This is a genomic window from Corynebacterium ammoniagenes DSM 20306 (genome assembly GCF_001941425.1).
In the GTDB taxonomy this organism is placed as follows: domain Bacteria; phylum Actinomycetota; class Actinomycetes; order Mycobacteriales; family Mycobacteriaceae; genus Corynebacterium; species Corynebacterium ammoniagenes.
Genome location: NZ_CP009244.1, coordinates 1,387,591 through 1,409,998 on the forward strand (window position 1 = coordinate 1,387,591; position 22,408 = coordinate 1,409,998).

A 22,408-nucleotide genomic window follows, 5' to 3' on the forward strand; every position below is an offset into this window, starting at 1 on the left:
AAGAAAGCGGAAATAGTATGAAGATTGTTGTAGTCAACGGCCCAAACTTGAACCGACTGGGAAAGCGTCAGCCGGAAATCTATGGCTCGACCACCTTGGCCGATATTGAACAGCTCGTGCGCAAGCATGCGGATAACGCCGGTGTGGAATTAGATTTTGTGCAGTCCAACCACGAAGGTGTGTTGCTGGATACCGTGCATGCCGCCGCCGATGAGGGCGCAGCGGTAATTATCAACCCCGGTGCCTTTACTCATACCTCAGTGGCCTTGCGTGATGCCCTAGCGGAGATTGCCGATGGCAAGGGCTTTGTCGAGGTCCATATCTCCAATGTGCACGCGCGTGAAGAATTCCGCCAGCACTCCTACCTCTCCGATAAAGCAGTCGGTGTTATCGCAGGTCTGGGAGTCTACGGCTATGTGGCTGCGCTGGGATATTTCACCCAGGATTTTGCACCGAAAAAGGCCTAGGCGGCTAAGCTACACAGTAGTGGACAGCAGACCCCGCAGGTGGGTCATTGGTACTGGTCTGGTGTGCAGACCAGGTGGATCATGGCCGGTGTATAACGGCACGGCGATGACATGAGAGAAAAGGAAGAATAGCAATTATGGGCTTGGCAGATACTCGCTTTAGTGACCGGCGCCGCGCGCTGGCGGCAACGTTGGCAGCGCAGCGTATCGATGCAATTTTAGTTACTGACCTGACTCACATGCGCTACCTGACGGGCTTTTCTGGTTCCAATGGCGCGCTGCTGTTGCGCAAGGATCTCTCTGCGGTAGTGACCACCGATGGTCGGTACACCACTCAAATCGCTGAAGAAGTACCTGATATCGAAGCCATGATTCAGCGCAGGGTAGGCCCAAACCTTTTGGAAACACTGGAAGGACCACAGCGCGTCGGCTTTGAAGCTGCGTATGTCTCTGTTGCAGAGTTTAAGAAATTTGAGGAAGCCTGCCCAGCCGATGTCACGCTCGTGCCAGTGACCGGAGTGATTGAAAAGCAGCGCGAGAAGAAGGACTACTTCGAGCTGGAGCAGCTCGAAAGCATTGCGCTGCTGGCCAATAATGCCCTAGAAGATCTGCTGGACGCAGGGGAGTTGGCCATCGGTCGCACCGAGCGGCAGGTCGCAGCGGATCTGGAATACCGCATGCGCAAAGCCGGTGCAGAGCGCGTGAGCTTTGACACCATCGTGGCATCCGGGCCGAATTCCGCCAAGCCGCACCACGGCGCCGAAGACCGCGTGATTGAACAAGGTGATCTCATCACCATTGACTTTGGTGCGCATTTGCGCGGCTTCAACTCCGATATGACGCGTACTTTTGTCGCCGGTGAAGTTACTGATTTTGCCAAAGAAATCTACGATATTGTGCTCGAGGCGCAATTAGCTGGCGTGGCGGCAGCGACCCCGGGCACTGCGTTGTACGACGTCGACCGGGCATGCCGTCAGATCATTGAAGATGCCGGCTATGGTGAATACTTTGTCCACTCCACCGGTCATGGCATTGGCCTGCATGTCCACGAAGGCCCTTCAGCTGCGGTAACCGGCAAGGGACATCTGGAAGAAAATATGACGCTGACTATTGAGCCTGGTATTTACGTTCCAGGTAAAGGTGGCGTGCGCATTGAAGACACCTTGATTATTACCTCGGGCGTGCCGAAGATTATTACCCCGTCCTCGAAGGAGCTGCGCATTATCTAGCAAAAGCCTAGACTGCGCACATAGAACCTTATTTAGCCGCAAGACTTAGTCCAGTAACGTGTGCACACGCGGCTGTAGTAGGATAATAGACCGTACTTTTACACGAACCATCACAGGAGATTCTCGTGGCAGATACCAGCGACTTCAAGAATGGGCTTGTTTTAAAAATTGATAACAAGCTTCAGCAGATTATTGAGTTTCAGCACGTTAAGCCGGGCAAGGGCCCAGCTTTTGTGCGCAGCAAGCTCAAAGATGTTGTTACCGGCAAGGTAACCGATAAGACTTGGAGTGCAGGCACCAAGGTTGAAACCGCTACGGTTGACCGTCGCGATATGACGTACCTGTACAACGACGGCACCAGCTACGTTGTCATGGATGACACCAACTACGAGCAGGTCGAGCTGCCGGAAGAAAAGTTCGGCGACTCCGCGAAGTTCCTCCAGGAAAACATGCGCGTGCAGGTTTCCTTCTATGAGGGCGACGCTCTTTTTGCTGAGCTTCCTATCTCTGTTGAGCTCAAGATTGAGCACACGGAGCCAGGTCTGCAAGGCGACCGCTCATCGGGCGGCACCAAGCCAGCAACCTTGGAAACCGGCGCGGAGATCCATGTTCCACTGTTTATTGAAATTGGCAACGTAGTCCGCATTGATACCCGCACGGGCGAGTACCAGTCTCGTGTGAGCAACTAATCGTGACTGAAGAACACTCCAATAACGCGCCGGAAACGCCGGAAACACCTGAAGCACGGGCTGAAGCATCGGCTGAATCCACAGCCACTTCTCAGCGTGTGCCCAAGCTGCGCCGTCATGGTGCACGGTACCGGGCACGCCGCCGGGCGGCCGACATCATGTACGAAGCGGAAAACCGCGACATGGACCCGGTGGCTATCGTGGAAGACCGCATTAAGCTGGCGCGCGAAGATGAACACGGCGTGGCTCCTATCGCCGAATACACCAAGGTGCTCGTCACCGGGGTAGCAGAAGAGCTGGACACCATCGATAGCACCATCGAGCGCTATTTGGCCGAAGATTGGGAGCTGTACCGAATCCCCGCCGTTGACCGCGCCATTATGCGCGTGGCGGTGTGGGAATTGCTGTACAACTCCGAGGAAATCGATTTGGCAACCGCAGTGTCTGAAGGCGTGGAGCTCGCTAGCGAATACTCCACCGATGCCGCAGCGCCGTATATCAACGCTGTACTTGATGACGTCGCGCATTCCCGTTCCGAGGACAACCCCATGAACGTGGAAGCAGAAGCTGAGGAGCTGGCGGAAGCCGATGAGCCAGCTGACGCAGATGAGCTCGATCCCATCGACTCAGGTTTCGAGGAGACGCCGGAGGAACCGGAGGAACCGGCAGTTTCAGAGGAGCCACGAGAAGCTGATTCCGAGAACTCAGTTGCTCCTGAAGGCTCCGAGGAGCCGGGGGAGTCCGAGGTTCCCGAGACCCCTGAAACTCCTGAGACACCTGGAACGCCACAGGCTGGCACTGAGAGTAACTCTCAGCAGTAGTCTTGAGCCCTTGAGCTTGTTGAGCCCGTTGAGACGCGTGCTTTAGTTGAAGCCGCCTCGCCCGTCCACCCTGAGTGGAATTTGGGCGAGGCGGTGTTGTTTTCTGAGTAGGGTAGGAAAGATGAGCAAATTCAAAGTCAAAGATGCCCTGAAACTTCGCGTGGACAAACCCTTTGATTTCACCGACTATGATCCGGCTTCAACACCTGGGTTTACTGGCGATAAGAAAGATCTGAAAAAGCAGGCCAAGCGCTTTGATGATGAACTAAGCGAGCTTCAAGAACTGCTCTTTGCCAATGGGCGTGCACTCGGTCCTGATGCTCCAGCCATCCTGGTCATCTTGCAAGGCATGGATACCTCCGGCAAGGGCGGGGCGGTAAAATCCGTCTTCTCCGTCTTTGACCCGCAAGGTACGACCACGGTGGGGTTTGGAAAACCCACTGAAGAAGAACTCGAGCATGACTTCTTATGGCGCATCCGCAACCACGATCCGCGCCCGGGGCAAATTGTGGCCTTTGACCGCTCGCATTATGAAGACGTTGTTACCCAACGCGTGCACGGCTGGGTGGATGAGAAAGAAATTAACCGCCGCTTTGATGCGATTCGTACCTATGAGAAAGAGCTCGCCGACCGTGGGGTGCGCATCGTCAAGGCATTTTTGCATATTTCCAAAGACTTCCAGGTAGAAAATCTCTTGGAGCGCGTCGACGACCCGAAGAAGTACTGGAAATATGATGAATCTGATGTCACCGAACGTGGCTTTTGGCAGGATTACTCCCGAGCCTATGCTGACGCCATTAACCGCACGGACGAAGATCATGCGCCGTGGTACATTCTGCCTTCTGATAATAAGAAATATGCGCGCATGGCATTGAAGTTTCTGATCCTCGAGGCGTTGCGGGAGATGGACCTATCGTGGCCCGAGGCAGACTTTGATCCCGAGGTTGAGCGCCAGCGCATCCTGGCTTCGAAATAGCAGCGAAGACACCGTCGCAGACACAGCCGAAGACAACGAAGCGCCCACTCCCGAGCAGGAAGTGGGCGCTTAGTGATGGCGGCTTAGTTTGCGCCAGTTTCGTCTTGTGCGGATTCAGATCCGAGCTTGGCCATCTCTTCAGCGGCAGTGACAAGCGCGTCCTGGGCAGCCAGCACGCCGTCCACGGCGACCTTGAGGGACTGCGCCAGCTGGTCATCGTTAAGCCCAGCGAGGTGAGTAAATTCGCGTTCGGTGCGAACAATGAGTTGGTCTTCGTGTTCGGTAATTACCGCACGCGCACCGAAAGAGACGGTGTTGATCTGACCGGCGGCCAAAAACAGACCAGCATCAGCATTGGCAAAGGACGCATCAGTGCCCACGTCAGCGCGAACAATGATGACCGACGGCAACACGGCAAACATAATGTTTAGACCGTTGAGGTTTGCCATCGCCACGGCATCAGCGCCCTTGGCCTTTTCCAAGGTGATGTCGAATTGCGTCATTGCGTTGATGACGCGGTCAATATCTACGCCGGGAAGGGCATTGTCCAGGGAAGATTCGGTGCTTGCGTTATCAGCGTTATTGGCATTAGTCATGGTTGTGGTCGCTCTCCCAAGTCACAAGGTCAGGGTGCTTTTGTTCGATCCATTCGAAAGAACCCAAGATGGCATCGATGGTGGTCATGATGAAGGCATCGAGTTGGTTACGCGAGGCTCCCGCACCAACATGCAGCTCACGGAATGCAGAGACCGCGAGCTCTTCTGCGCTGCTGTCGAAAAAGCGCAGCGTTGGAGCGAAATTGTCCTGATTCCACTGGTTAGTCAGCATGAGAACCTGGGGGCCCTGCGTGGTTGGAAAAGCACCGCGCCACAAAGAGTCAATGACTAAGGTGTTGTCACGGATTTGCATAGCGATGGCTGCATTGGAAAACCCGGTGCGCAGAATAGACCCGGTTTCTCCATCCGGGGTTTCTACGTCTTCCATGCGGTAGACCAACTGCTTGTCGTCAAAGATTTCCGCCACTCGTGCCAAAGTGACATCTTCGACTGGTGTATCCGGAACAATGGTAGGTTCTTCGGAGCTCACTTCATCAGTCCTTAGATAAGATTGGTTAATGTTTTCGTCCTACCCAGCATAACGGCTTAAAACAAATGCGTCCGTTCGGTAGGGTATTTCTACCTTCATCCCAGGTTGAAAGCCCATGTGCTCATACAGGTACCAATTAAGGTTGCCGGTCATGCGCTCGCGAGTGGTGTCATTGGCGCGCAACCAATACGAACGAGAATGCATCAGCGTGTGCAATTGCTCCACGTGCAGAGTTTGGCTCCAATAGTCGTGGTACTCCTCCGCGAGGTGAAACGGAGCGTGGACTTCTGGTTTGAAATCAGGACGTTGGATATCGCCGGAGTGCATGATGCGGGTAAGACGCAGCACCCAGGGATCCGCGTGCACGTCGATGGTATTCCACACCAACACGGCTTTGCCGCCAGGGGCTAAAACGCGGTCTAGTTCTTCACATGCAGCTTTGGCGTCCATCCAGTGCCACGCTTGGGCGCAAAAGGCAGCATCGACGGAAGCATTGGCCAAAGCTAGTTCTTCGCCGGTTCCGCGCCAGCATGGAATGCCACGAGCTTTTAAAACGCGCACCATATCGGGGGAGGGATCGCAGGCTACTACTACGGAGTGCGGCAGACTTAGGGTAAGCTTACCTGTTCCGGCGCCGATGTCGACGGCCACCAAGCCGGGCGCGAGCTGCCCGATAAATTCAGGATAGGACGGGCGAATTTCATCGTAAAGCTCTGCGCCGTGATGAAAAGCCTGCGCCGCGGCCGCCTTGTGTTGCGCGGTGGCAAATTTCGGCCCCTGTTTGCGTGAGGGAGGCCGATAGCTGGGGTAATGCTCTGGGCTAGGCTGGGGTGGTTGTTGTGTCATAGAGTTTTCGAATGTCAAAGTGGGTGAGGTGAGGTCGTGGCAGCGCTTCCACAGGCAAGTGATCCGCGGTGGTTAATTAAAACATTATTCTCCCGCAAGGAACGCACCATCCCTGCTGCAATTTTAATGTCCATTACTTTTATCTGTAATGGTCTATCGCCAGTAATCGTTGGGCAAGCCATCGACCGGGCAATCGCTACTGGCAGCTTATCCACATTGTGGCTGTGGGTTGTCATCCTGCTGTCTACATTTTGCATTAACGCCGCAGCCGGCTGGTTTGCTCGCTCACTATTTCAGCGAGCCGCCTTAGAAATCGGACACGAGCTGCGCATGACGGTCACTGACCGCATTTCGCACCCCAAAGGTATGGCTGGAAAGCCACGCACGGCAGGAGAGCTGCTGTCGATTGCCTCGGCAGATACCCAACGCGTCTCGGATGCCGTGATGATGACGGTGTTTCCAGTTGCAGAGATTGTGTCAATTATCTACGTTGCCGTCATGGTCTCCAGCGTTAATCTCGCTCTGGGCTTGGGAGTGCTCCTAGGTGGGCCGATCGTGGTGATGATTTCGTTGAAATCCGCCACCCCGCTGCGCAAGCGCTCGGCGAAGCGACAAAGTGCTTTGGCGGCAGCATCAGCGACCGCGACTGATGTGGTGCAAGGACTGCGCATCTTAAAAGGTCTGGGTGCGGTGGATACGGTCCGGTCGCGCTATCACGCGGTGTCGGATAATGCTTATCAGAAGACGGTGGACGCCAATGGCGCCCAGGCACGTCTGAATGCCATTACGGAAACAGCGGGTGCCTTCTACGTCATCATCGTCGGCATTAGCTCGGGGTTGATGGCGCTCAATGGCCTAATGTCGGTAGGTGAGCTCATCACCGTGGTCGGGCTGACGCAGTTCATCATCACTCCGATGACGATGTTGGGCAAAAATATCGCATCGCGCTGGGCCACTGCGCAGGCTTCCGGTCGCCGCATCCAGGAGCTTTTGCTTAGCGATGCCTCCTTCACGACCACCCAACCCACCCTTCCCGCGTTGCGGCCGGGGATAACGGTGGTGACGCAGTCACCACCGGAAGAACTCGTTAATCTGCCGCGAGAAAGATATATCGTGGCACCGCATGATTCTCATATGTTTGAAGGAACCGTGCTTGAAAATGTCCATCCGGATCGCGAGCGCGCCTTGTGGGCACTCGATGTTGCCTCCGCGGAAGATATCCCCGGTGGCCCGGACCGCCAAGTTGGGGAAAACGGTGGGCACTTATCCGGTGGGCAGCGCCAGCGCGTCGCTCTAGCGCGCGCGATTGCTGCCGATGCCGACGTGCTCATTCTTCAAGATCCCACCACCGCGGTGGACTCGGTAACAGAGCAAACCATCGCTGAGCGCGTGGCTGCAGCACGTGCTGATAAACCCACCATCGTCTATAGCAATGCACCAGCATGGCAAGCCGTCGAAGTGGAGGCGAAGTAGCAATGAGTATGCGTTTTCCTACCGCCACGTGGCCGGAAACCCGCAAGGTTTTAGCGCGGCATCTACGTCAGGTTCCCCAAGCGCGACAGCAGTTCTTCTTCGCCATTGTCCTATTAGCCATCGGCGCTGTGGCCAATATTTGGATCCCGATTCAATTAGGACGCATCGTCGATGTTGTCATTGACTCCACCGATGCCAGCGTGGCGCGCATTAGCGTCGAGCTGATTATTGCAGCATTGATCGCCGCATCGTTTTCGGCGTGGGGCTTTTTCGTTCTCTCGCGGCTGACCGAACGAGTCATCGCCAACTTGCGCGAAGACATGGTCGGTACCGCACTGGGACTGCCTGTACACCGCGTCGAAGATGCCGGCACAGGTGATTTGGTGTCTCGTTCTACCGATGATGTCGCAGAACTATCGAAGGCAGTGACCGAAACCGTGCCTATTTTGGCTAACTCCGGTTTCGCCATCGTGACCACGGCACTAGCCCTGGTGACACTGGACTGGCAGTTCCTCTTGGTCATCGTGGCAGCGACTCCGATTTATATCATCGCCGCGCGCAGGTATCTCCGCGTAGCTCCCGGCCGTTATGCAGCCGAGCGTGCATCGATGGCCGATCGTGCCCGTCGCGTCTTGGAAGCTATTCGCGGGCGCGGCACGGTGCGCGCATTTGGCATGGAAGAGTCCATGCACAATCGCATTCACGCGGCATCGTGGGATGTCGTCGAGCACGGCTATTCTGCACGTCGCACCATGTTTGTGCTGCAATTGTGGATGACCTCCGTCGAGTTTGTCATGCTGACAGCCGGACTAATCGTTGGATTTATCACCGTGCAATCAGGAGCCATGACCGTTGGTGCGGTAACTGGTGCCATGCTCATGCTCATTCGCCTTCGTGGTCCATTGATGGGGCTGATGCGCGTGCTCGATACCATCCAATCTGGCTACGCATCGCTCGCGCGCATTGTTGGCGTGGTCATCAACCCACCGCAACCCACCACACCGGCGGGCGCCCCACCAAAAGAAGGACACGTGGAGGTTAACAACGTTTCCTTTTCCTATGGTCAAGGCTGGGCGGTAGAAAATGTATCGCTGACTATTGAGCCGGGTGAAACCGTAGCGATGGTCGGGGCATCGGGTGCCGGCAAGACCACCGTCGCAGCCCTTCTCGCAGGCCTGCGCGTGCCGGATTCGGGCAGCGTGACCATCGATGGGGTAGAAGTCACCACCTTGTCAGATGCAGAAAGAGTTGCTCGCTTAGCGATGATTTCCCAAGACGTCCATGTATTCTCCGGAACCTTGCGCGAGGATTTGAGCCTGGCTAAAGCTAATGCGACCGATGCGGAAATGATTGACGTGCTCCACCGAGTGCATGCCGAATGGTTTGACCACCTCGCCGATGGTCTTGATACCGTCGTGGGCGCGCAAGGCGTGCAATTGGAACCGGTCGCTGCGCAACAACTCGCGCTCGCCCGCATGCTTTTGCTCGATCCACGCGTGGTGGTCATGGATGAGGCCACCGCCGAGGCTGGCTCCCAAGGCGCACAGGCGCTGCAAGATGCCGCGGAAGAACTCACGAGAGACCGAGCCGCACTCGTGGTGGCGCACCGCTTGGATCAAGCCTCACGCGCGGAAGAGATCTTGGTCATGGATAACGGACGCGTTGTCGAGCGCGGAACTCATGAGCAATTGTTAAAATCGGACGGGCGTTACCAGCAGCTGTGGACAGCATGGATGCGCGGGCGGGAATAGAATTGCGCTAACATCGTTGAAGGATGCGCGTGACCATTAATTGCCCATGAACAATAGCGAGGAGCACAGGTGCACACAATCAACCGTATCGGGCGTGCTGTAACCAAAAAGATCACAACTCTCCTCACTGCGGTTGTCGTGGGCACAGGGCTGGCGTCCTGCGCAGAATTTCCTTCGCGTGGAGAGACGTCCTCTTTGTCGGAGGAAGGCTCGGCGAATATGGACAGCCACCCGACCACCGAAGCAGATACCAAAGACTTAGGACTTCCCACCTCAGCGCCCTTGGTCGGGCCCGAGCCCGGGAAGTCATCGATTATTAATCTTGCCTCCGGCCGGAAGTTTATTTTGCACATGCCCGCCAGCTATCAGCCGGGCAAAAAGTGGCCGGTCGTGCTCGCGTTTCACGGCTGGAAGGAAACAGCCGGCATGATGGAAGGCTATACCGAAATGGATGCCGCGGAGGCCATCATGGTCTACCCCTATGGGAAAGATGGGGCGTGGGCACCGGCCCCGTATGCCAAGACCACTGGAACAGAAGATATCCAGTTTGCGCGCGACATAGTGGATTCTTTGCGTGCGACCTACGCCGTCGATGATGACCGGATTTTCGCCACCGGCATGTCCAACGGTGGCGGCTTCGCAGCTTATCTCGGCTGCCAGATGCCCGATGTATTTACCTCCGTGGCGACGGTCTCGGCAGCGTACTACAAACCGATCCACGAGTCGTGCAAGGACGAGCCCGTGGGCCGTTTAGATATGCATGGCACCCTGGATCCTGTTGTTGGCTATTACGGCGGTACGCGACACAAGGAACCTTACGAGTCAGTTCCCGACGTAGTCACCTTGGATGCCAAACGCAACCGTTGTGAAGGTGAGCTAACTACGGAACGTCTGGCCAATAATGCGCTGTTGATTCAGTGGGAGCTGTGTGAAGATCCTGTTCAGCACATCCGCATTGGCGGCGGCCGCCACGTGTGGCCAGGTGGTACCTACGATAATGCCAGCGAAGTGGGCAAAGGTTTTGCCACCGATAAAGTTCTCGACTTTTTCGCCATTCCGGGACGCCCAGCGGATATGGAAGAAGCTCATACGGTAGAAACCGGAACCCTGGATGAAAACGAGTTCAGCCAAAAATAGCTGAGCTTACTTGTCTAACTCGCCAGCTGGAACGTCAACTCGCTGTGCATCTAGACCCGCAGCCTGAATGCGCGCCCAGCAAATATCCGCAATTGTTGTATAACCCGCCTGAAAGGCCGCGCTGCGAGGCGCGGTGGGCTCCGGCAACTGGATTAATTGCACGGTGCGGGTGCCGCCATCGGCAGCATTGAGCTCTGCCACGGCTTGCGCGGTTGTGCCTGAGCCCGCAAAGAAATCCAACACCCGAGCATTGTCCGGCCCACCAATGCCCACGAGGTACTTAATTAATTGCACGGGCTTGGGAAAATCAAAGATACCCGGGATCCCCAGGGCTGCCTCGGCATCGCGACGGCCTGAACGCGTGACCCCAAAGCGTGCTCCGTCGAGAATGCTGCGCGGGCGAGCACCTTGTTTCTGATAATTTTTCGTATACACAAAGCCGCGGCGAAAAACGAGGTCATCATAATTTTCCGCGACCTTGTCCCGGCTCCACCGCCAGCGCGCCACCTGGGATTGCCCGGCAGGTTGGTGCGGCCAGTACTCCTTGCCCTGCTCATCATGGATAGCGAAGTCGAGCGACGGCAAATAGCCCAAGGTCTTGGAATCAAGCCGCACCAGAGAATAAGCCCCATGGTCATCGCGGAAGTTGTACTTGGTTGTGGTATACCCTTGCGGGTCGATATTAAAGCCCGGGGACTCGGCGGAGCGGGCATACGCTACGACATATTCATGCTCAGCGACGGCAAAACGCGAATCGTTCTTACCGGTACCGCCCTTTTTCCAAATGAACTGATTGGCAAAATTAGATTGCCCGAAAAGTTCATCGGTCAGCATTCGAAGCTGAGCTACCTCATCTTCGCCAATGGAGATAAAAATATGCCCGGTGGGCGCCAATAATTCCCACGCCAATTGCAACCGGGGCGCCATCATCGACAGCCACTGCGCATGCCACTGCCCGTGGTCGGTGGACTTATGTTCACGGCGATTGCGGTAGTTGTCCCGGTACAGGAAATCCCGGCCAGTGTTATAGGGCGGGTCGATGTAGATGACATCCACGCTTGCTGGGGTTATCTCACGCAGGGACTTCAGCACATCCAAGTTATCCCCGGCATAGAGCGCATTGCCCACGACTGGAGATACCTGTGCGCGGCTAGGAGAAGACGCTTGGTCTAAGGCTTCTTGTTTGCCAGGCCACTGAAGTCCAAAGCTAGATGTCACAAAAATAGTCCTACGATTGCTGCGGAAATGGTGGCAATACCGGTGACCACGACGAAAATGGTGGTCCAGCGGTTGCGGAAACGCGCAAGCGCAGGGATTTTATACATCGCGTACATCGGCATAATGTACAAAATCATAGCAATAAATGGCCCGCCGATGGACTCGATCAGGGACAAAATCGACGGGTTAGCAATCGCGGCGAGCCAGGCAGTTAAAAAGATGAAAGCATTGACGACCATGGTGATGGTTGCCGCCGACATCTTCGACGTTACGCCGGGAGCAAGCTTTTTGACGATGAAGCGCGCACCTTCCGCGGCACCCAACGCATGGCCAAAATAGGAGGACACGATGGCCAAGATAGCCACGATGGGAGAAAGCAAGGCCATCACCGGCACGCCGGTGGTATTGGCGATATAGGACATGACGGGGATGTTTTGCTCACGCGCCTCGGCCAGCCCGTCGCCGCCGATTGCTAAGGCACAAGACCAGACAAAGAACATGGTAAAGACCGTGAGCAAGACAGCGGTGATGCCTAAAACCTTGGAGGCATTCTTTTCGGCATCCCGTCCCCACGTGCGCTGCATGGCGAGCGAGAATTGGGAAATGGCCGGCGAGTGGTTGAAGGAAAAGACCAGCACCGGCAAGATCATGACCACTGCCCACAGCCCGGACGAGGTGCCTTCGGCCATGTAGAAGCTTTCAAAATCCCACTGTGGCACCAGGTAGAAAGATACGGCCGCGAGGAAGAGGATAAGCGGGTAGACGATGATTTGGGTGACAATGAGCATCAGTCGCTGCCCAAATGCGAATACCAGCGTCATGCCACCAACCAGCAGCAGGGACAGTAGCCAGCGGGGGATTTCCGGCCCGCCGAGCTGATTGACGATGAAACTATCGACGGTGTTGGTGATCGAGACACCGTAGATGAGCACAATTGGATAGATCGCGAAGAAATACAACACTGAGATAACCGTGCCGGCGCGCTCCCCAAAGTAGTTGGTGACAACCCCGGTGATATCAGCGCCCGCTGTCGGAGAAGCCGACATCATCCGTGACAGCGCTCGGTGCGACAAGAAAGTCATGGGACCGATGAGGGCAGTGGCTATCAACAGTGGCCAAAAGCCGAACCCGCCGGCGTTAATGGGCAAAAAGAGGATGCCGGCGCCCACGGCGGTGCCAAAGAGGGATATCACCCAGTTGGTATTGACGGCATTCGGATGGTGCTGCTGGTTCACGGATTGCGTCATGAGGCTGGGGTGCTCCTTGAAGTTTTCTTTCACGTAGGGCTCAAAATCCAGCAGCCCTGACAACGTTTCGACCACAGCCGACGCGAGATGCGCCGACCACAGTGAAGATCAGTCATGTTTCAGGAATAAATTCCTATTGAAATAAATTCGTAATAACCGGCCACTGAACGTGATTATTTGACCCTATCACCGCGATGGGTGGATCTAGGGCATCGATCCATTGCAATCGTGGTTTTATGGGGGTAAATCGAGGCACGATAATCCATTCGCGACGTGTGTCACAAAAGTGTTAATACTGTGCCATTTAGGCAATTATGCGGAAGTTTTGGGCGAATTTTCATGGCGAGATTCCGCAGCTCTGTTTATCGTGGGGAATTGTACGAGGCGCTAATGATTGGGCGCACAACGAAGTTTGAATTAAGGAGAATTTTTCATGGGTATTTTTGATAAGGCAAAGGACAAGGCATCCGAGGCTGCACAGGACGGCAAGCTCGACGAGCACTTGGACAAGGCAGAAGGCGTCGCTAAGGACAAGGTTGGCGAAGAGCACGCCGACAAGGTCGACACCGCGCGCGATAAGCTTGACGATGCCCTGGGCTCCAACCAGGAAGACAACGACCAGCGCTAAACGTTAAAAGTGAAACGCTTAGCGTTTCACGCAGTTTCAGGGCTGCACCTACGTTCCCACTGTGGAACCGGGTGCAGTCCTTTTTCGTGGGTGGCCTATGGCCCCACGTGCACGATCAGGCAGGTTGGAAGGAAGGGTATCTGGCAAGGTAGTATTCGCTCTAGAGTCCAGTTTTTGACGTGCTCCTTTCTGAAGAATTGCCACGCGCGCAAGCCTCCCAGTTCCACTCCTTCGTGGCGGGAGAAACACAGTTCCACCACACCATGAGCGATACCGAGGGTGTGCGATTGGTTGCGGTAGCTTGCGACCCGATGAGCGAGACAAGAAGGGGGCCAGTACAGTCAAAGAACTAGATAATGGGGGATGCCCCGGGCTAGCAATGGCCGCTTTTCGAGACCTACTTAAGGAGTAGATTGTGTTAATTAACACTCCTGTCAACGCTATTAATAATGATGCCCCTTTGGAAGGTATTAACTGGAACGACATCGGCGATTCCATCGATAACGATATTTGGGATCGTCTCACCACTAACTTCTGGCTCCCAGAAAAGATCCCGGTGTCTAATGATGTCCAGTCCTGGCGCAACATGACGGCGCAGGAACAAGATGCGACGTTGAAGGTATTTACTGGCCTTACGGTTCTAGACACCCTGCAGGGCACGGTTGGTGCGGTCTCGCTTATCCCGCACGCTGTTACTCCGCAAGAAGAAGCGGTGTACACCAATATCGCATTCATGGAGTCCGTCCATGCCAAGTCGTACTCGAATATTTTCATGACTTTAGCGAGCACTCCGGAAATTGATGAAGCGTTCCGGTGGGCGCGTGAAAACGAACATATGCAGTACAAGGCGCGCAAGATCTTGTCCGAGTACGCTTCCGGCGAGCCGGAGAAGATGTTTGTCGCATCAGTGATGCTGGAATCCTTCTTGTTCTACTCCGGCTTCTACCTGCCGCTACGCATGGCCTCGACCGGCAAGATCACCAACGCTGCAGATATTATTCGCCTGATTATTCGCGATGAAGCAATTCATGGTTACTACATCGGGTACAAGTACCAGAATTATTTGAAGAACGATAAGGCACGGCACGCGGCTAACCAGGACGAGATCGTCGACCTGCTGCTGGACTTGTACGACAACGAGTCGCACTTTACTGAAGCTGTCTATGACCAGATTGGCTGGACCGAAGACGTCAAGGCGTTCTTGCGCTACAACGCCAATAAGGCGATGAATAACCTTGGATACGAGGCGATCTTCCCGCAAGAAGAGTGCAAGTTTAATGCCGGCGTAATGACCTCCCTGGATCCTTCAGCTAATGAGAACCACGACTTCTTCTCCGGCTCCGGTTCTTCTTATGTCATTGGTAAGGCAGAAGAGACCACCGACGACGACTGGGACTTCTAAACCAAGGCCCCGCAGTACAATGCTGCGGGGCCTTTCTGCGTCTTTGATGACACCCGTCTGCGACGAGACCCGTCTGCGACGACATCACGTGGTGAAACGACAAACACTCCGTTCGACCGGCAATATTGCGGTTAAACGGAGTGTTTCAATTGTCGGACTAACAGGATTTGAACCTGCGACCCCTACACCCCCAGTGTAGTGCGCTACCAAGCTGCGCCATAGTCCGCCATCGGCTGCTGACAGCCAATGAGAATAGGTTACATCATTGACATTTCGAAGCGAAAACGGGGGTTAGAATTAGTTCACATCACCGGTGGAGTAGACCCATTCGCGCTGGTGGCCATCGCGAAGCTGCATGCGTCGGAAGGTGGAGCGCTCACGCTGGGAGCCTGTGGCAGCGCCTTTATAAAAGGCTTCAAATTCCACCACGCCAGTGTCATCGAGTGGGCCACCGGCGACGGTGTCAATGATATCCAGGCGGTAGAAGCGAATGCCCGTGTCAGTGGCAAAGGACTCGGCGAGGTTGAGCGATCCGGGGCGGGTATCGGGATCCCAGGTGCGCAGCAAATAGGCCTCATCGCCGGTGACAAAGGCGCTAAAGCGCGAGCGCATCAGTGTCTCGGCAGTCGGGGCAGGGGCGCCGTCGTGGTATTTCTGACAGCACTGACCAAACGTTAAGCCGGTGCCACATGGGCAGCGAACATCACTGGGCAGGGGATTGAGAATATCCATGGCTTAAAACACATCCACGATATGGGCAGAGGAGATCAGGGAGACGATTTCGGCGTTTTTTCCGGCAGCCAGCAGCGTGGATTTTTCGCCGGCGTTTAAAGAGCCCTCTAGCTCGATGCGGCGTTCAAAGGTGGCTTCGTGGATGTGGGTGACGGTGACGTTGACATCGTCAAGCGACATGCCCTTGGCTGCAGCCTTAACGGCCTGTGCCGTGCCGGAAGCCAAAGCCGACATCAACAACCCTTCGGCGGTGTGGCCGCGGCCGCGCCCACCGTCTGCTTTGGCGCGGTCGGTGGAAATCGACAAGTTATTATTGCGCACCACCACGCCATACCTGGTGCCGGTGGCAAGATGCGATACCGCTGCATCGGGGCCGACGTCCTGTGGGACTTGGTCAGGCACGATGTATTGTTCGGCCCACGCGCCGATGAAATCCGCGGCTCGCTGCGCGGCACCTTGGCGGGTCAAAAGGTGGTCTGCTTTATCTAATGCAACCAAGGACTTGGGGTAGCGGGTTACGCGGAAGATGGTTTGAGCATTGTCGATACCCACGGTCTGATCGATGGGGGAATGCACCAGCAACAACGGCTTGCGCATGCCGCGCAGGTACACCTCGGGGTTGGTCTCGGCGAGATCTTCTAAAAAGTGCCGGGAGATGGTCAAACGTCGGCCGCCGAGGACGACCTCGACGGAGCCGTGCTTGTCCACGTCACTGATTTTATCGGCGTAGTGCAAAACGGAGTGAGCGGGATCGAAAGGCGCGCCGATGGTGGCCACAGCCTTGATGGAATCGATGGTTCCTGCCGCCGCCAATGCCGCCGCGCCGCCAAGGGAATGGCCGACAAGGAGCTGCGGGGCGTTATATTCTGTGCTCAACCACGTTGCGGCGGCGCGGATGTCGGCAACATTTTCGCTAAAAGAAGTATCGGCGAACTCACCTTCGGATTGGCCTAAGCCCGGAAAATCAAAGCGCAAGCAGGCAATTCCAAAGTCGGTGAGCTGTTTGCTCACCCGCGCGGCACCCGGGGTATGTCTGTGCCCGGCGAAGCAGTGCGCAAAAAGTGCGTACGCTTTCGGCGGGGAGTCAGGAAAGTCAATGGTGCCGGCAATGTTGAGACCGGTCGAAGACGGAAACGTGACATTCACGGAGTGCATGACTCATACAATAACGGGCTTGGTGTTCCAGGGGTTAGCTTGGCCTACTACAGTCAATAGAAATCACAGGAACCGCTAGAGGGAGATGGAATAACACTCATGGCAGCATTTGATTGGTTCTGGAAGGCAATGGGCTCATCGTCCGAGCGCAACAATAAAAAATCCAAATCGCTCGTGACAGATTCCGAGCGGTTGATCACGGAATTAAACACGTTGGATGATGCGCAGCTGGCCGACCGCGCCCGGGAGTGTGCGTCGGGGGGAGAGTTAAAAGACAAATCCACCTTCCTGGCGTGTTTGGCCGTGGCCGCCGAGCGGAAATTGGGGCTGTCGCCGTATCACGTGCAGTCCCAGGCGGTGCTGCGCCTGTTAGAAGGTGACGTTATCCAAATGGCCACCGGCGAGGGCAAGACCTTGGTCGGTGCCATGGCCGCAACCGGTTTTGCGCTCACCGGCAAGCGCGTGCATGTGGTCACCGTGAATAACTACTTGGCCAGCCGCGATGCCGAATGGATGCGGCCGTTGGTAGAAACCTTTGGGCTGACCGTGGCTAGCGTGACGGAAAAGCTGACGGCGCAGGAACGTCGACAAGCATATGGCAGCGATATCATCTACGCTCCGGTCAACGAACTGGGCTTTGATGTCCTGCGCGATAACCAAATCACCTCGCGTGAGCAGACCGTGCAAATCCCAGCGGATGTCGCGTTGGTGGATGAGGCTGACTCAGTGCTTGTCGATGAAGCCCTAGTGCCTTTAGTCCTCGCCGGGTCCCGGAAGGGGGAGGCGCCGACGGGACAGATTACTGATGTGGTCTCGCGCCTGCGGGAAGATATTGACTATGGCATTGGCCAAGATGGCCGCACCGTGTCTTTGACGGATGAAGGCGCGCACCGCGTGGAGCGCGAGTTGGGTATTGATTCGCTGTATTCGGAAGAAAATATCGGCAGCGTGCTGGTCAAAGTCAACCTCGCGCTGCATGCCAAAGCGCTGCTGATTCGCGATATTCACTACATCATCAACGACGGTGAGCTTCAGCTCATTGACGCCGCGAAGGGCCGGGTTGCAGATTTGCAGCGCTGGCCAGATGGGCTGCAAACCGCAGTCGAGGCCAAGGAAGGGCTGGAAGTATCCGACGGCGGGCGCATCTTAGACACCATTACTTTGCAAGAGCTAATGCGGCGCTATCCCATCGTGTGCGGCATGACCGGCACCGCGGTAGAGGCCACCGATCAGCTGCGACAATTCTACGACCTGCATGTCTCTGTCATCGACCGCAATAAGCCTTTGCGGCGCCTGGATGAACAAGACCGCGTGTATGCGACGCGGGCGGAGAAAAACCGCGCCATCGTCCAAGAAATCCAAACCCTGCATGCCACTGGCCAGCCGGTGTTGGTGGGCACACATGATGTGGCCGAATCAGAAGACCTCGCCGCAGCTTTAGAAGAGCTCGGCATTACCGTCAACGTGCTCAATGCGAAAAACGATGAGGAAGAAGCGCGCATTATCGCCGAAGCTGGCGATGAAAATCGCGTGACCGTGTCCACCCAAATGGCTGGTCGCGGCACCGATATTAAATTGGGTGGTGCCGATGGTGCCGACCGCGAGGCCGTGGTCGAGCGCGGCGGGCTGGCGGTACTGGGCACCTCGCGGCACCGCACCGCACGTTTGGATAACCAATTGCGCGGGCGCTCAGGCCGCCAGGGGGATCCTGGCTTATCGCTATTTTTCGTCTCGCTCGAAGATGACGTGGTTGTCCACGGCGGAGAAGATAGCTCCTTGGTGGTCCAGCCCGGTCCCGATGGCCGATTGGAGGCCAAGCGCGTCTATGACTTCATTAGCCATTGCCAGCGCGTCAGCGAAGGCCAGTTGCTCGAGATTCACGCGCAGACTTGGAAATATAATCAGCTCTTGGCGGATCAGAGAATAATCATCGACAAGCGCCGTGCGAACCTGCTGGATACCGAGCAAGCCTGGCAGGAACTAGCCCAGCGGGCGCCGCAGCGTGCCGCAGAGCTTGACGATGTCCCCGCCGATGCCAGAGTCGCCGCCGCGCGCGAAATCATGCTCTTTCATCTCGACCTGGCGTGGGCGGACCACCTCGAATTGATGGACGATGTTCGCGAATCCATTCACCTGCGCGCGATTGCTCGGGAGGCCCCCATTGACGAATACCACCGTATTGCCGTTCGGGAGTTCAAGGAGCTAGCGCAGCGGGCTGTCGATGACGCCGTGGAGACTTTCCTCACTGTAAAAATTGATGAATCCGGTGCTCACATGGATGATTCGGGACTAGCGCGACCCTCGGCGACGTGGACGTATATGGTCTCAGATAACCCGCTGGCTGGGTCTGGCAACTCTGTCATCGGGGGGATTGGTAATCTCTTTAGATAAGCAAATTCCCATGCGACTGCCCGCAGGATGTGAGAAAGTCGCTATTATGAAATTAGTCAAGCAATATAGTCAACATTGCCCAACCCAACGGAGGTAAACATCATGGCCGAGAACAATGGCACTCCAGAACCCCAGGTTGAAACCACCTCGGTTTTCCGTGCAGACCTGCTCAAAGAAATGGAGAACTCCGCTGCTTCGAGCGCTGATGCCTCCACCGCGGGCGCAGATAACTTGCCTGAAGGACAAGCCCTCCTCGTGGTCAAGCGTGGACCTAACGCTGGTGCGCGGTTCTTGCTCGACCAGCCCACGACCACCGCTGGTCGCCACCCCGAGGCAGATATCTTCCTCGATGACGTCACCGTTTCGCGCCGTCACGCGGAATTCCGCGTTGATGGCGACAAGTTCGAGGTCGTCGATGTGGGATCTCTCAACGGCACTTATGTCAACCGCGAGCCACGCAACTCCCAGGAGTTGGAAGTGGGAGATGAGATTCAGATCGGTAAGTTCCGACTAGTCTTCATCGCTAACAAGAAGTAGAATTTAGAAGTTCTTGAACAAAACAGTCTCTTAATGTGAGAGACTGTTTATTAGTAAATGACATATCTGTGGTTTACCCGCGGTTGGCTTAAAGTTATTTTCATGAGCTAAGGCCGCAGGGGGAGCCAAGCGAGAGCTATAAAATCTGTTAGGCGGAGTCATCCGCCGGGGGATTTTTGGAGAGAACAACAACATCGTGAGCGCAGCGAAGCAACAGGCAGCGGCAGTAAATTCCGCACCGAAGACACCGAAGAAAAAGACCATGTCCATCGGCGTGGTTTTGGAGAACCTGCAGCAGCAGTTTCCTGATGTCACCGTGTCGAAGATTCGCTTCTTGGAATCTGAGAAGCTGATTACGCCGTCACGTACTGCTTCGGGGTACCGCCGGTTCACGGAAGAAGATGTGGAGCGCTTGCGCTACATCTTGACCCAGCAGCGTGATAATTACACGCCGTTGAAGGTCATTCGTGAACAGCTCGACGCCATGGATTCTGGCCAGGTCACCGCGATTGTCGGTGCGGGGCAGACCTCCACGTTGGTATCCGCGGATAAATTCCGCGCACCCGTTATTACCCGGTTGACTGGAGAAGATGTCGCCGAGCAGGCGGGAAGCACGGAAAAGACCGTGATGGCTTTGATCAAGATCGGGTTGATCAGCCCGGATACTTCTGGTTTCTTTACTGCCGACGATGTCACGGTGGTCTCGGCTGCTGAAGCGCTGAAGGCTTTCGGTTTTGATGAGCGCCGGCTGAAGTCGTTGCGTAATAATGCCCGCCGTCAGGCGGATTTGATCGCGCAGGTTGCAACTCCGGTGGCAACTTCGAAGTCAGATACTGCGCGCCAGCAGGCAGAAGAGATGTCCTCGCAGATGGCTGCGCTGGTGGTTTCGTTGCACGCGACTTTGGTCAAGACCGACCTGCGTAACGAGTTTTAAATAGCGCATAATTTTTAAAGCACCACCCTGATTGTTCTGCACTTATTAGGTGAAGACATTAGGGTGGTTTCATACTTTAAGATAAGGGTGGACGAGAAAGAGATGACCATGAATGCGGTGGAGTTAGAATTTTTGGGCGTGCACATGATGGAGCCTGAGGATTTTTTGTGTGCCCTCATGGCCCATCCGGCGTCCCACAAAGTGGTGCCGGTGTGGATGTCTCTGGCCGACGGCGCGCGGTTGAGCTCTCGGGCCGATGGTTATAGCCCCGCGCGTCCGGATACCCATGACCTCCTGGTCGATCTTGTCGAAGATCAAGGCGGGGTCATCAGCATCGTGATCAATAACGTGCATGAGGGCGCCTTCTTCGTAGAAATTACCACCGGGGCCGAAAAGACTCTCGATGCGCGCTTGTCGGATGCCTTAGTTCTATCCCTGCACTTTAATGTTCCCATCACGATGGATGAAGAAATCTTAAGCAAGGTCGGCGTCTTTGTTACCGAAGATGACCTGGATCAGTACTTCGATATCGACTATGCGGACACATCCTTCATTCCGGGCCAGACCTCGCGGCCGTCGCCCGAGGAGAGCGATTCCACCTCGGCCTCCGGCGACGCGCAGGCCGATGCAGACTTTAGCCAGCTGATGCAATCGATGGGGCTGACCGAAGATGAGCTGCGCTTGGACGACGAGGACGAAGACGGCGAAGGCGGGGATGACTCGAGCGACGGAAGCGACTCCGGTGACGTGAGTGGTTCGAGTGATTCCAGTGACTCAAGGGACTCCAAAGAGTCCGATGATGATGGTGAAAACCCGCAATAACCACGGGGTTTGTAACTCACGGGGGTGATGGTGGGGGTGTTAAGGAAGAAAATTCTGCTGAAAGAATGACACGCGTGTGACTAATGATGGAACTCGGATCTCCACGGGTTAAAGTTAAAGTAGAGATTGAGACTTTGCAGCAGCTGCGAGGTCGCCGGGGTTGACGTATGTCAATCCATGGCAAATAATGAACCTATGGCTTTAGAGCTAAACATCATTGGAGTAATTACGTGTCTAAGAACGGCAAGAACGAAGAAGTCCTCATCACCGGCGATAACACCCACATCGAAAAGGCTGCCCAAGAGGTAACCAAAGAAGCCACTGAGCCTTATCAGGAATCTCTTTTTGATGTCGGCCCAGACGAGCAGGTTGGCTACCGCGTACCCATCGCATGCCAGGTCGCTGGTATTACCTACCGCCAGCTGGACTACTGGGCGCGCACCAATCTGGTGAATCCGTCCATCCGCACTGCGCGCGGTTCCGGTTCGCAGCGTCTGTACTCGTTCCGTGACGTACTGGTTCTTAAGATCGTTAAGCGCCTGCTGGATACCGGCATTTCCTTGCAGAATATCCGCCTTGCGGTCGATTCCCTGCGCGACTTGGGTGTTAATGACATCGCGGAGCTTACGCTGGTCTCCGATGGCACCACGGTGTATGAGTGCCGCTCTAACGATGAGGTTATTGACTTGCTCGCCGGTGGCCAGGGCGTATTCGGCATTGCCATCCCAGGCATCATGAAGGAACTGTCCGGTACTATTTCTTCCTTCCCATCCGAGCGCATCGACTTTACCGAGGGCGAAGCCACCGTCGTGGGCATCGACGAGCTGGCGCAGCGTCGCGAGCGCAAGACGTCTTAACGTTTCGAAA

Annotated in this window: 22 protein-coding genes and 1 tRNA gene; 15 read left to right on the forward strand and 8 right to left on the reverse strand. The window is 55.6% G+C overall.

Features of this window, described 5'->3' with window-relative positions; translation table 11 throughout:
• Nucleotides 1–17: 17 nt before the first annotated feature.
• The 5 genes from aroQ (at nucleotide 18) to CAMM_RS06400 (ending at nucleotide 4,182) form a co-directional block, all read left to right on the forward strand.
• Nucleotides 18–467 carry a type II 3-dehydroquinate dehydratase gene (gene aroQ / locus CAMM_RS06380; protein WP_003845699.1) on the forward strand — a complete coding sequence of 150 codons (450 nt, stop codon included), beginning with the start codon at nucleotides 18–20 and terminating at the stop codon, nucleotides 465–467.
• Between the two features lie 137 nt (nucleotides 468–604).
• Nucleotides 605–1,696 carry an aminopeptidase P family protein gene (locus CAMM_RS06385; protein ID WP_003845704.1) on the forward strand — a complete coding sequence of 364 codons (1,092 nt, stop codon included), beginning with the start codon at nucleotides 605–607 and terminating at the stop codon, nucleotides 1,694–1,696.
• Nucleotides 1,697–1,821: 125 nt separating this feature from the next.
• Nucleotides 1,822–2,385, forward strand: a complete 564-nt coding sequence (gene efp / locus CAMM_RS06390; RefSeq protein ID WP_003845706.1) for an elongation factor P — start codon at nucleotides 1,822–1,824, stop codon at nucleotides 2,383–2,385.
• Between the two features lie 98 nt (nucleotides 2,386–2,483).
• The gene (gene nusB / locus CAMM_RS06395) at nucleotides 2,484–3,206 is read left to right on the forward strand and encodes a transcription antitermination factor NusB (protein ID WP_075761585.1); all 723 of its coding nucleotides are present in this window, start codon (nucleotides 2,484–2,486) and stop codon (nucleotides 3,204–3,206) included.
• Between the two features lie 121 nt (nucleotides 3,207–3,327).
• Nucleotides 3,328–4,182, forward strand: coding sequence for a PPK2 family polyphosphate kinase (locus CAMM_RS06400; protein ID WP_003845709.1), 855 nt, complete (start codon nucleotides 3,328–3,330; stop codon nucleotides 4,180–4,182).
• An 83-nt stretch (nucleotides 4,183–4,265) separates the two neighbouring features.
• Here CAMM_RS06400 and CAMM_RS06405 read toward each other — a convergent pair whose 3' ends face one another.
• Genes CAMM_RS06405 through CAMM_RS06415 form a run of 3 tightly spaced genes read right to left on the reverse strand, consistent with a single transcriptional unit; the run spans nucleotide 4,266 to nucleotide 6,114 of the window.
• Nucleotides 4,266–4,778 carry a hypothetical protein gene (locus CAMM_RS06405; protein ID WP_003845712.1) on the reverse strand — a complete coding sequence of 171 codons (513 nt, stop codon included), beginning with the start codon at nucleotides 4,776–4,778 and terminating at the stop codon, nucleotides 4,266–4,268.
• Nucleotides 4,771–5,268 carry a YbjN domain-containing protein gene (locus CAMM_RS06410; protein WP_040354535.1) on the reverse strand — a complete coding sequence of 166 codons (498 nt, stop codon included), beginning with the start codon at nucleotides 5,266–5,268 and terminating at the stop codon, nucleotides 4,771–4,773. The genes CAMM_RS06405 and CAMM_RS06410 overlap by 8 nt, the downstream gene beginning before the upstream one ends.
• Nucleotides 5,269–5,307: 39 nt before the next feature.
• The gene (locus CAMM_RS06415; protein ID WP_003845715.1) at nucleotides 5,308–6,114 is read right to left on the reverse strand and encodes a class I SAM-dependent methyltransferase; all 807 of its coding nucleotides are present in this window, start codon (nucleotides 6,112–6,114) and stop codon (nucleotides 5,308–5,310) included.
• Nucleotides 6,115–6,150: 36 nt separating this feature from the next.
• Between CAMM_RS06415 and CAMM_RS06420 the strand changes: the two genes are divergently transcribed.
• The 3 genes from CAMM_RS06420 to CAMM_RS06430 all read left to right on the forward strand — a co-directional run bounded on the left by CAMM_RS06420 (nucleotide 6,151) and on the right by CAMM_RS06430 (nucleotide 10,475).
• Nucleotides 6,151–7,587: an ABC transporter transmembrane domain-containing protein gene (locus CAMM_RS06420; protein ID WP_040354540.1), complete on the forward strand. Its 1,437-nt coding sequence runs from the start codon at nucleotides 6,151–6,153 to the stop codon at nucleotides 7,585–7,587.
• A 2-nt stretch (nucleotides 7,588–7,589) separates the two neighbouring features.
• Nucleotides 7,590–9,338, forward strand: a complete 1,749-nt coding sequence (locus CAMM_RS06425) for an ABC transporter ATP-binding protein (protein WP_003845720.1) — start codon at nucleotides 7,590–7,592, stop codon at nucleotides 9,336–9,338.
• 69 nt (nucleotides 9,339–9,407) lie between these two features.
• Entirely contained in the window at nucleotides 9,408–10,475 is a 1,068-nt protein-coding gene (locus tag CAMM_RS06430; protein WP_003845722.1) for a CE1 family esterase, read from the forward strand.
• 6 nt (nucleotides 10,476–10,481) lie between these two features.
• Here CAMM_RS06430 and CAMM_RS06435 read toward each other — a convergent pair whose 3' ends face one another.
• Together CAMM_RS06435 and CAMM_RS06440 are read right to left on the reverse strand one after the other, a co-directional pair.
• Nucleotides 10,482–11,693 carry a site-specific DNA-methyltransferase gene (locus tag CAMM_RS06435; protein WP_040354542.1) on the reverse strand — a complete coding sequence of 404 codons (1,212 nt, stop codon included), beginning with the start codon at nucleotides 11,691–11,693 and terminating at the stop codon, nucleotides 10,482–10,484.
• A complete protein-coding gene (locus CAMM_RS06440; RefSeq protein WP_050759799.1) occupies nucleotides 11,690–12,940 on the reverse strand; it encodes an SLC5/6 family protein in 1,251 nt (416 codons plus the stop codon). The genes CAMM_RS06435 and CAMM_RS06440 overlap by 4 nt, the downstream gene beginning before the upstream one ends.
• A gap of 433 nt (nucleotides 12,941–13,373) precedes the next feature.
• Here CAMM_RS06440 and CAMM_RS06445 point away from each other — a divergent pair, with 433 nt between their 5' ends.
• On the forward strand, nucleotides 13,374–13,568 hold the full coding sequence (locus CAMM_RS06445) for an Rv0909 family putative TA system antitoxin (protein WP_003845730.1): 195 nt from the start codon (nucleotides 13,374–13,376) through the stop codon (nucleotides 13,566–13,568).
• A 415-nt stretch (nucleotides 13,569–13,983) separates the two neighbouring features.
• Nucleotides 13,984–14,970: a class 1b ribonucleoside-diphosphate reductase subunit beta gene (gene nrdF, locus CAMM_RS06450; protein ID WP_003845733.1), complete on the forward strand. Its 987-nt coding sequence runs from the start codon at nucleotides 13,984–13,986 to the stop codon at nucleotides 14,968–14,970.
• A 152-nt stretch (nucleotides 14,971–15,122) separates the two neighbouring features.
• Here the strand turns inward: nrdF and CAMM_RS06455 are convergent.
• The 3 genes from CAMM_RS06455 to CAMM_RS06465 form a co-directional block, all read right to left on the reverse strand.
• Nucleotides 15,123–15,196 (reverse strand) — tRNA-Pro (locus CAMM_RS06455).
• A 71-nt stretch (nucleotides 15,197–15,267) separates the two neighbouring features.
• Nucleotides 15,268–15,702, reverse strand: a complete 435-nt coding sequence (locus CAMM_RS06460) for a YchJ family protein (RefSeq protein ID WP_003845735.1) — start codon at nucleotides 15,700–15,702, stop codon at nucleotides 15,268–15,270.
• Nucleotides 15,703–15,705: 3 nt separating this feature from the next.
• Nucleotides 15,706–16,857: a bifunctional alpha/beta hydrolase/OsmC family protein gene (locus CAMM_RS06465; RefSeq protein WP_003845737.1), complete on the reverse strand. Its 1,152-nt coding sequence runs from the start codon at nucleotides 16,855–16,857 to the stop codon at nucleotides 15,706–15,708.
• 99 nt (nucleotides 16,858–16,956) lie between these two features.
• On the opposite strand from CAMM_RS06465, the gene secA2 reads away from it, so the two are divergent.
• From secA2 to CAMM_RS06490, 5 genes are all read left to right on the forward strand, one after another.
• Nucleotides 16,957–19,248 (forward strand): accessory Sec system translocase SecA2, encoded by a 2,292-nt coding sequence (gene secA2, locus CAMM_RS06470; protein ID WP_003845739.1) that lies wholly within the window; start codon nucleotides 16,957–16,959, stop codon nucleotides 19,246–19,248.
• Nucleotides 19,249–19,350: 102 nt separating this feature from the next.
• A complete protein-coding gene (odhI, locus tag CAMM_RS06475) occupies nucleotides 19,351–19,785 on the forward strand; it encodes an oxoglutarate dehydrogenase inhibitor Odhl (protein ID WP_003845740.1) in 435 nt (144 codons plus the stop codon).
• A 196-nt stretch (nucleotides 19,786–19,981) separates the two neighbouring features.
• Complete coding sequence (gene ftsR, locus CAMM_RS06480; protein WP_003845742.1) at nucleotides 19,982–20,719, forward strand: transcriptional regulator FtsR; 738 nt, start codon at nucleotides 19,982–19,984, stop codon at nucleotides 20,717–20,719.
• A gap of 87 nt (nucleotides 20,720–20,806) precedes the next feature.
• Nucleotides 20,807–21,541, forward strand: a complete 735-nt coding sequence (locus tag CAMM_RS06485) for a bifunctional nuclease family protein (RefSeq protein ID WP_236163706.1) — start codon at nucleotides 20,807–20,809, stop codon at nucleotides 21,539–21,541.
• Between the two features lie 284 nt (nucleotides 21,542–21,825).
• Nucleotides 21,826–22,398, forward strand: a complete 573-nt coding sequence (locus CAMM_RS06490) for a MerR family transcriptional regulator (protein ID WP_040354651.1) — start codon at nucleotides 21,826–21,828, stop codon at nucleotides 22,396–22,398.
• The last annotated feature ends 10 nt before the right edge of the window (nucleotides 22,399–22,408 follow it).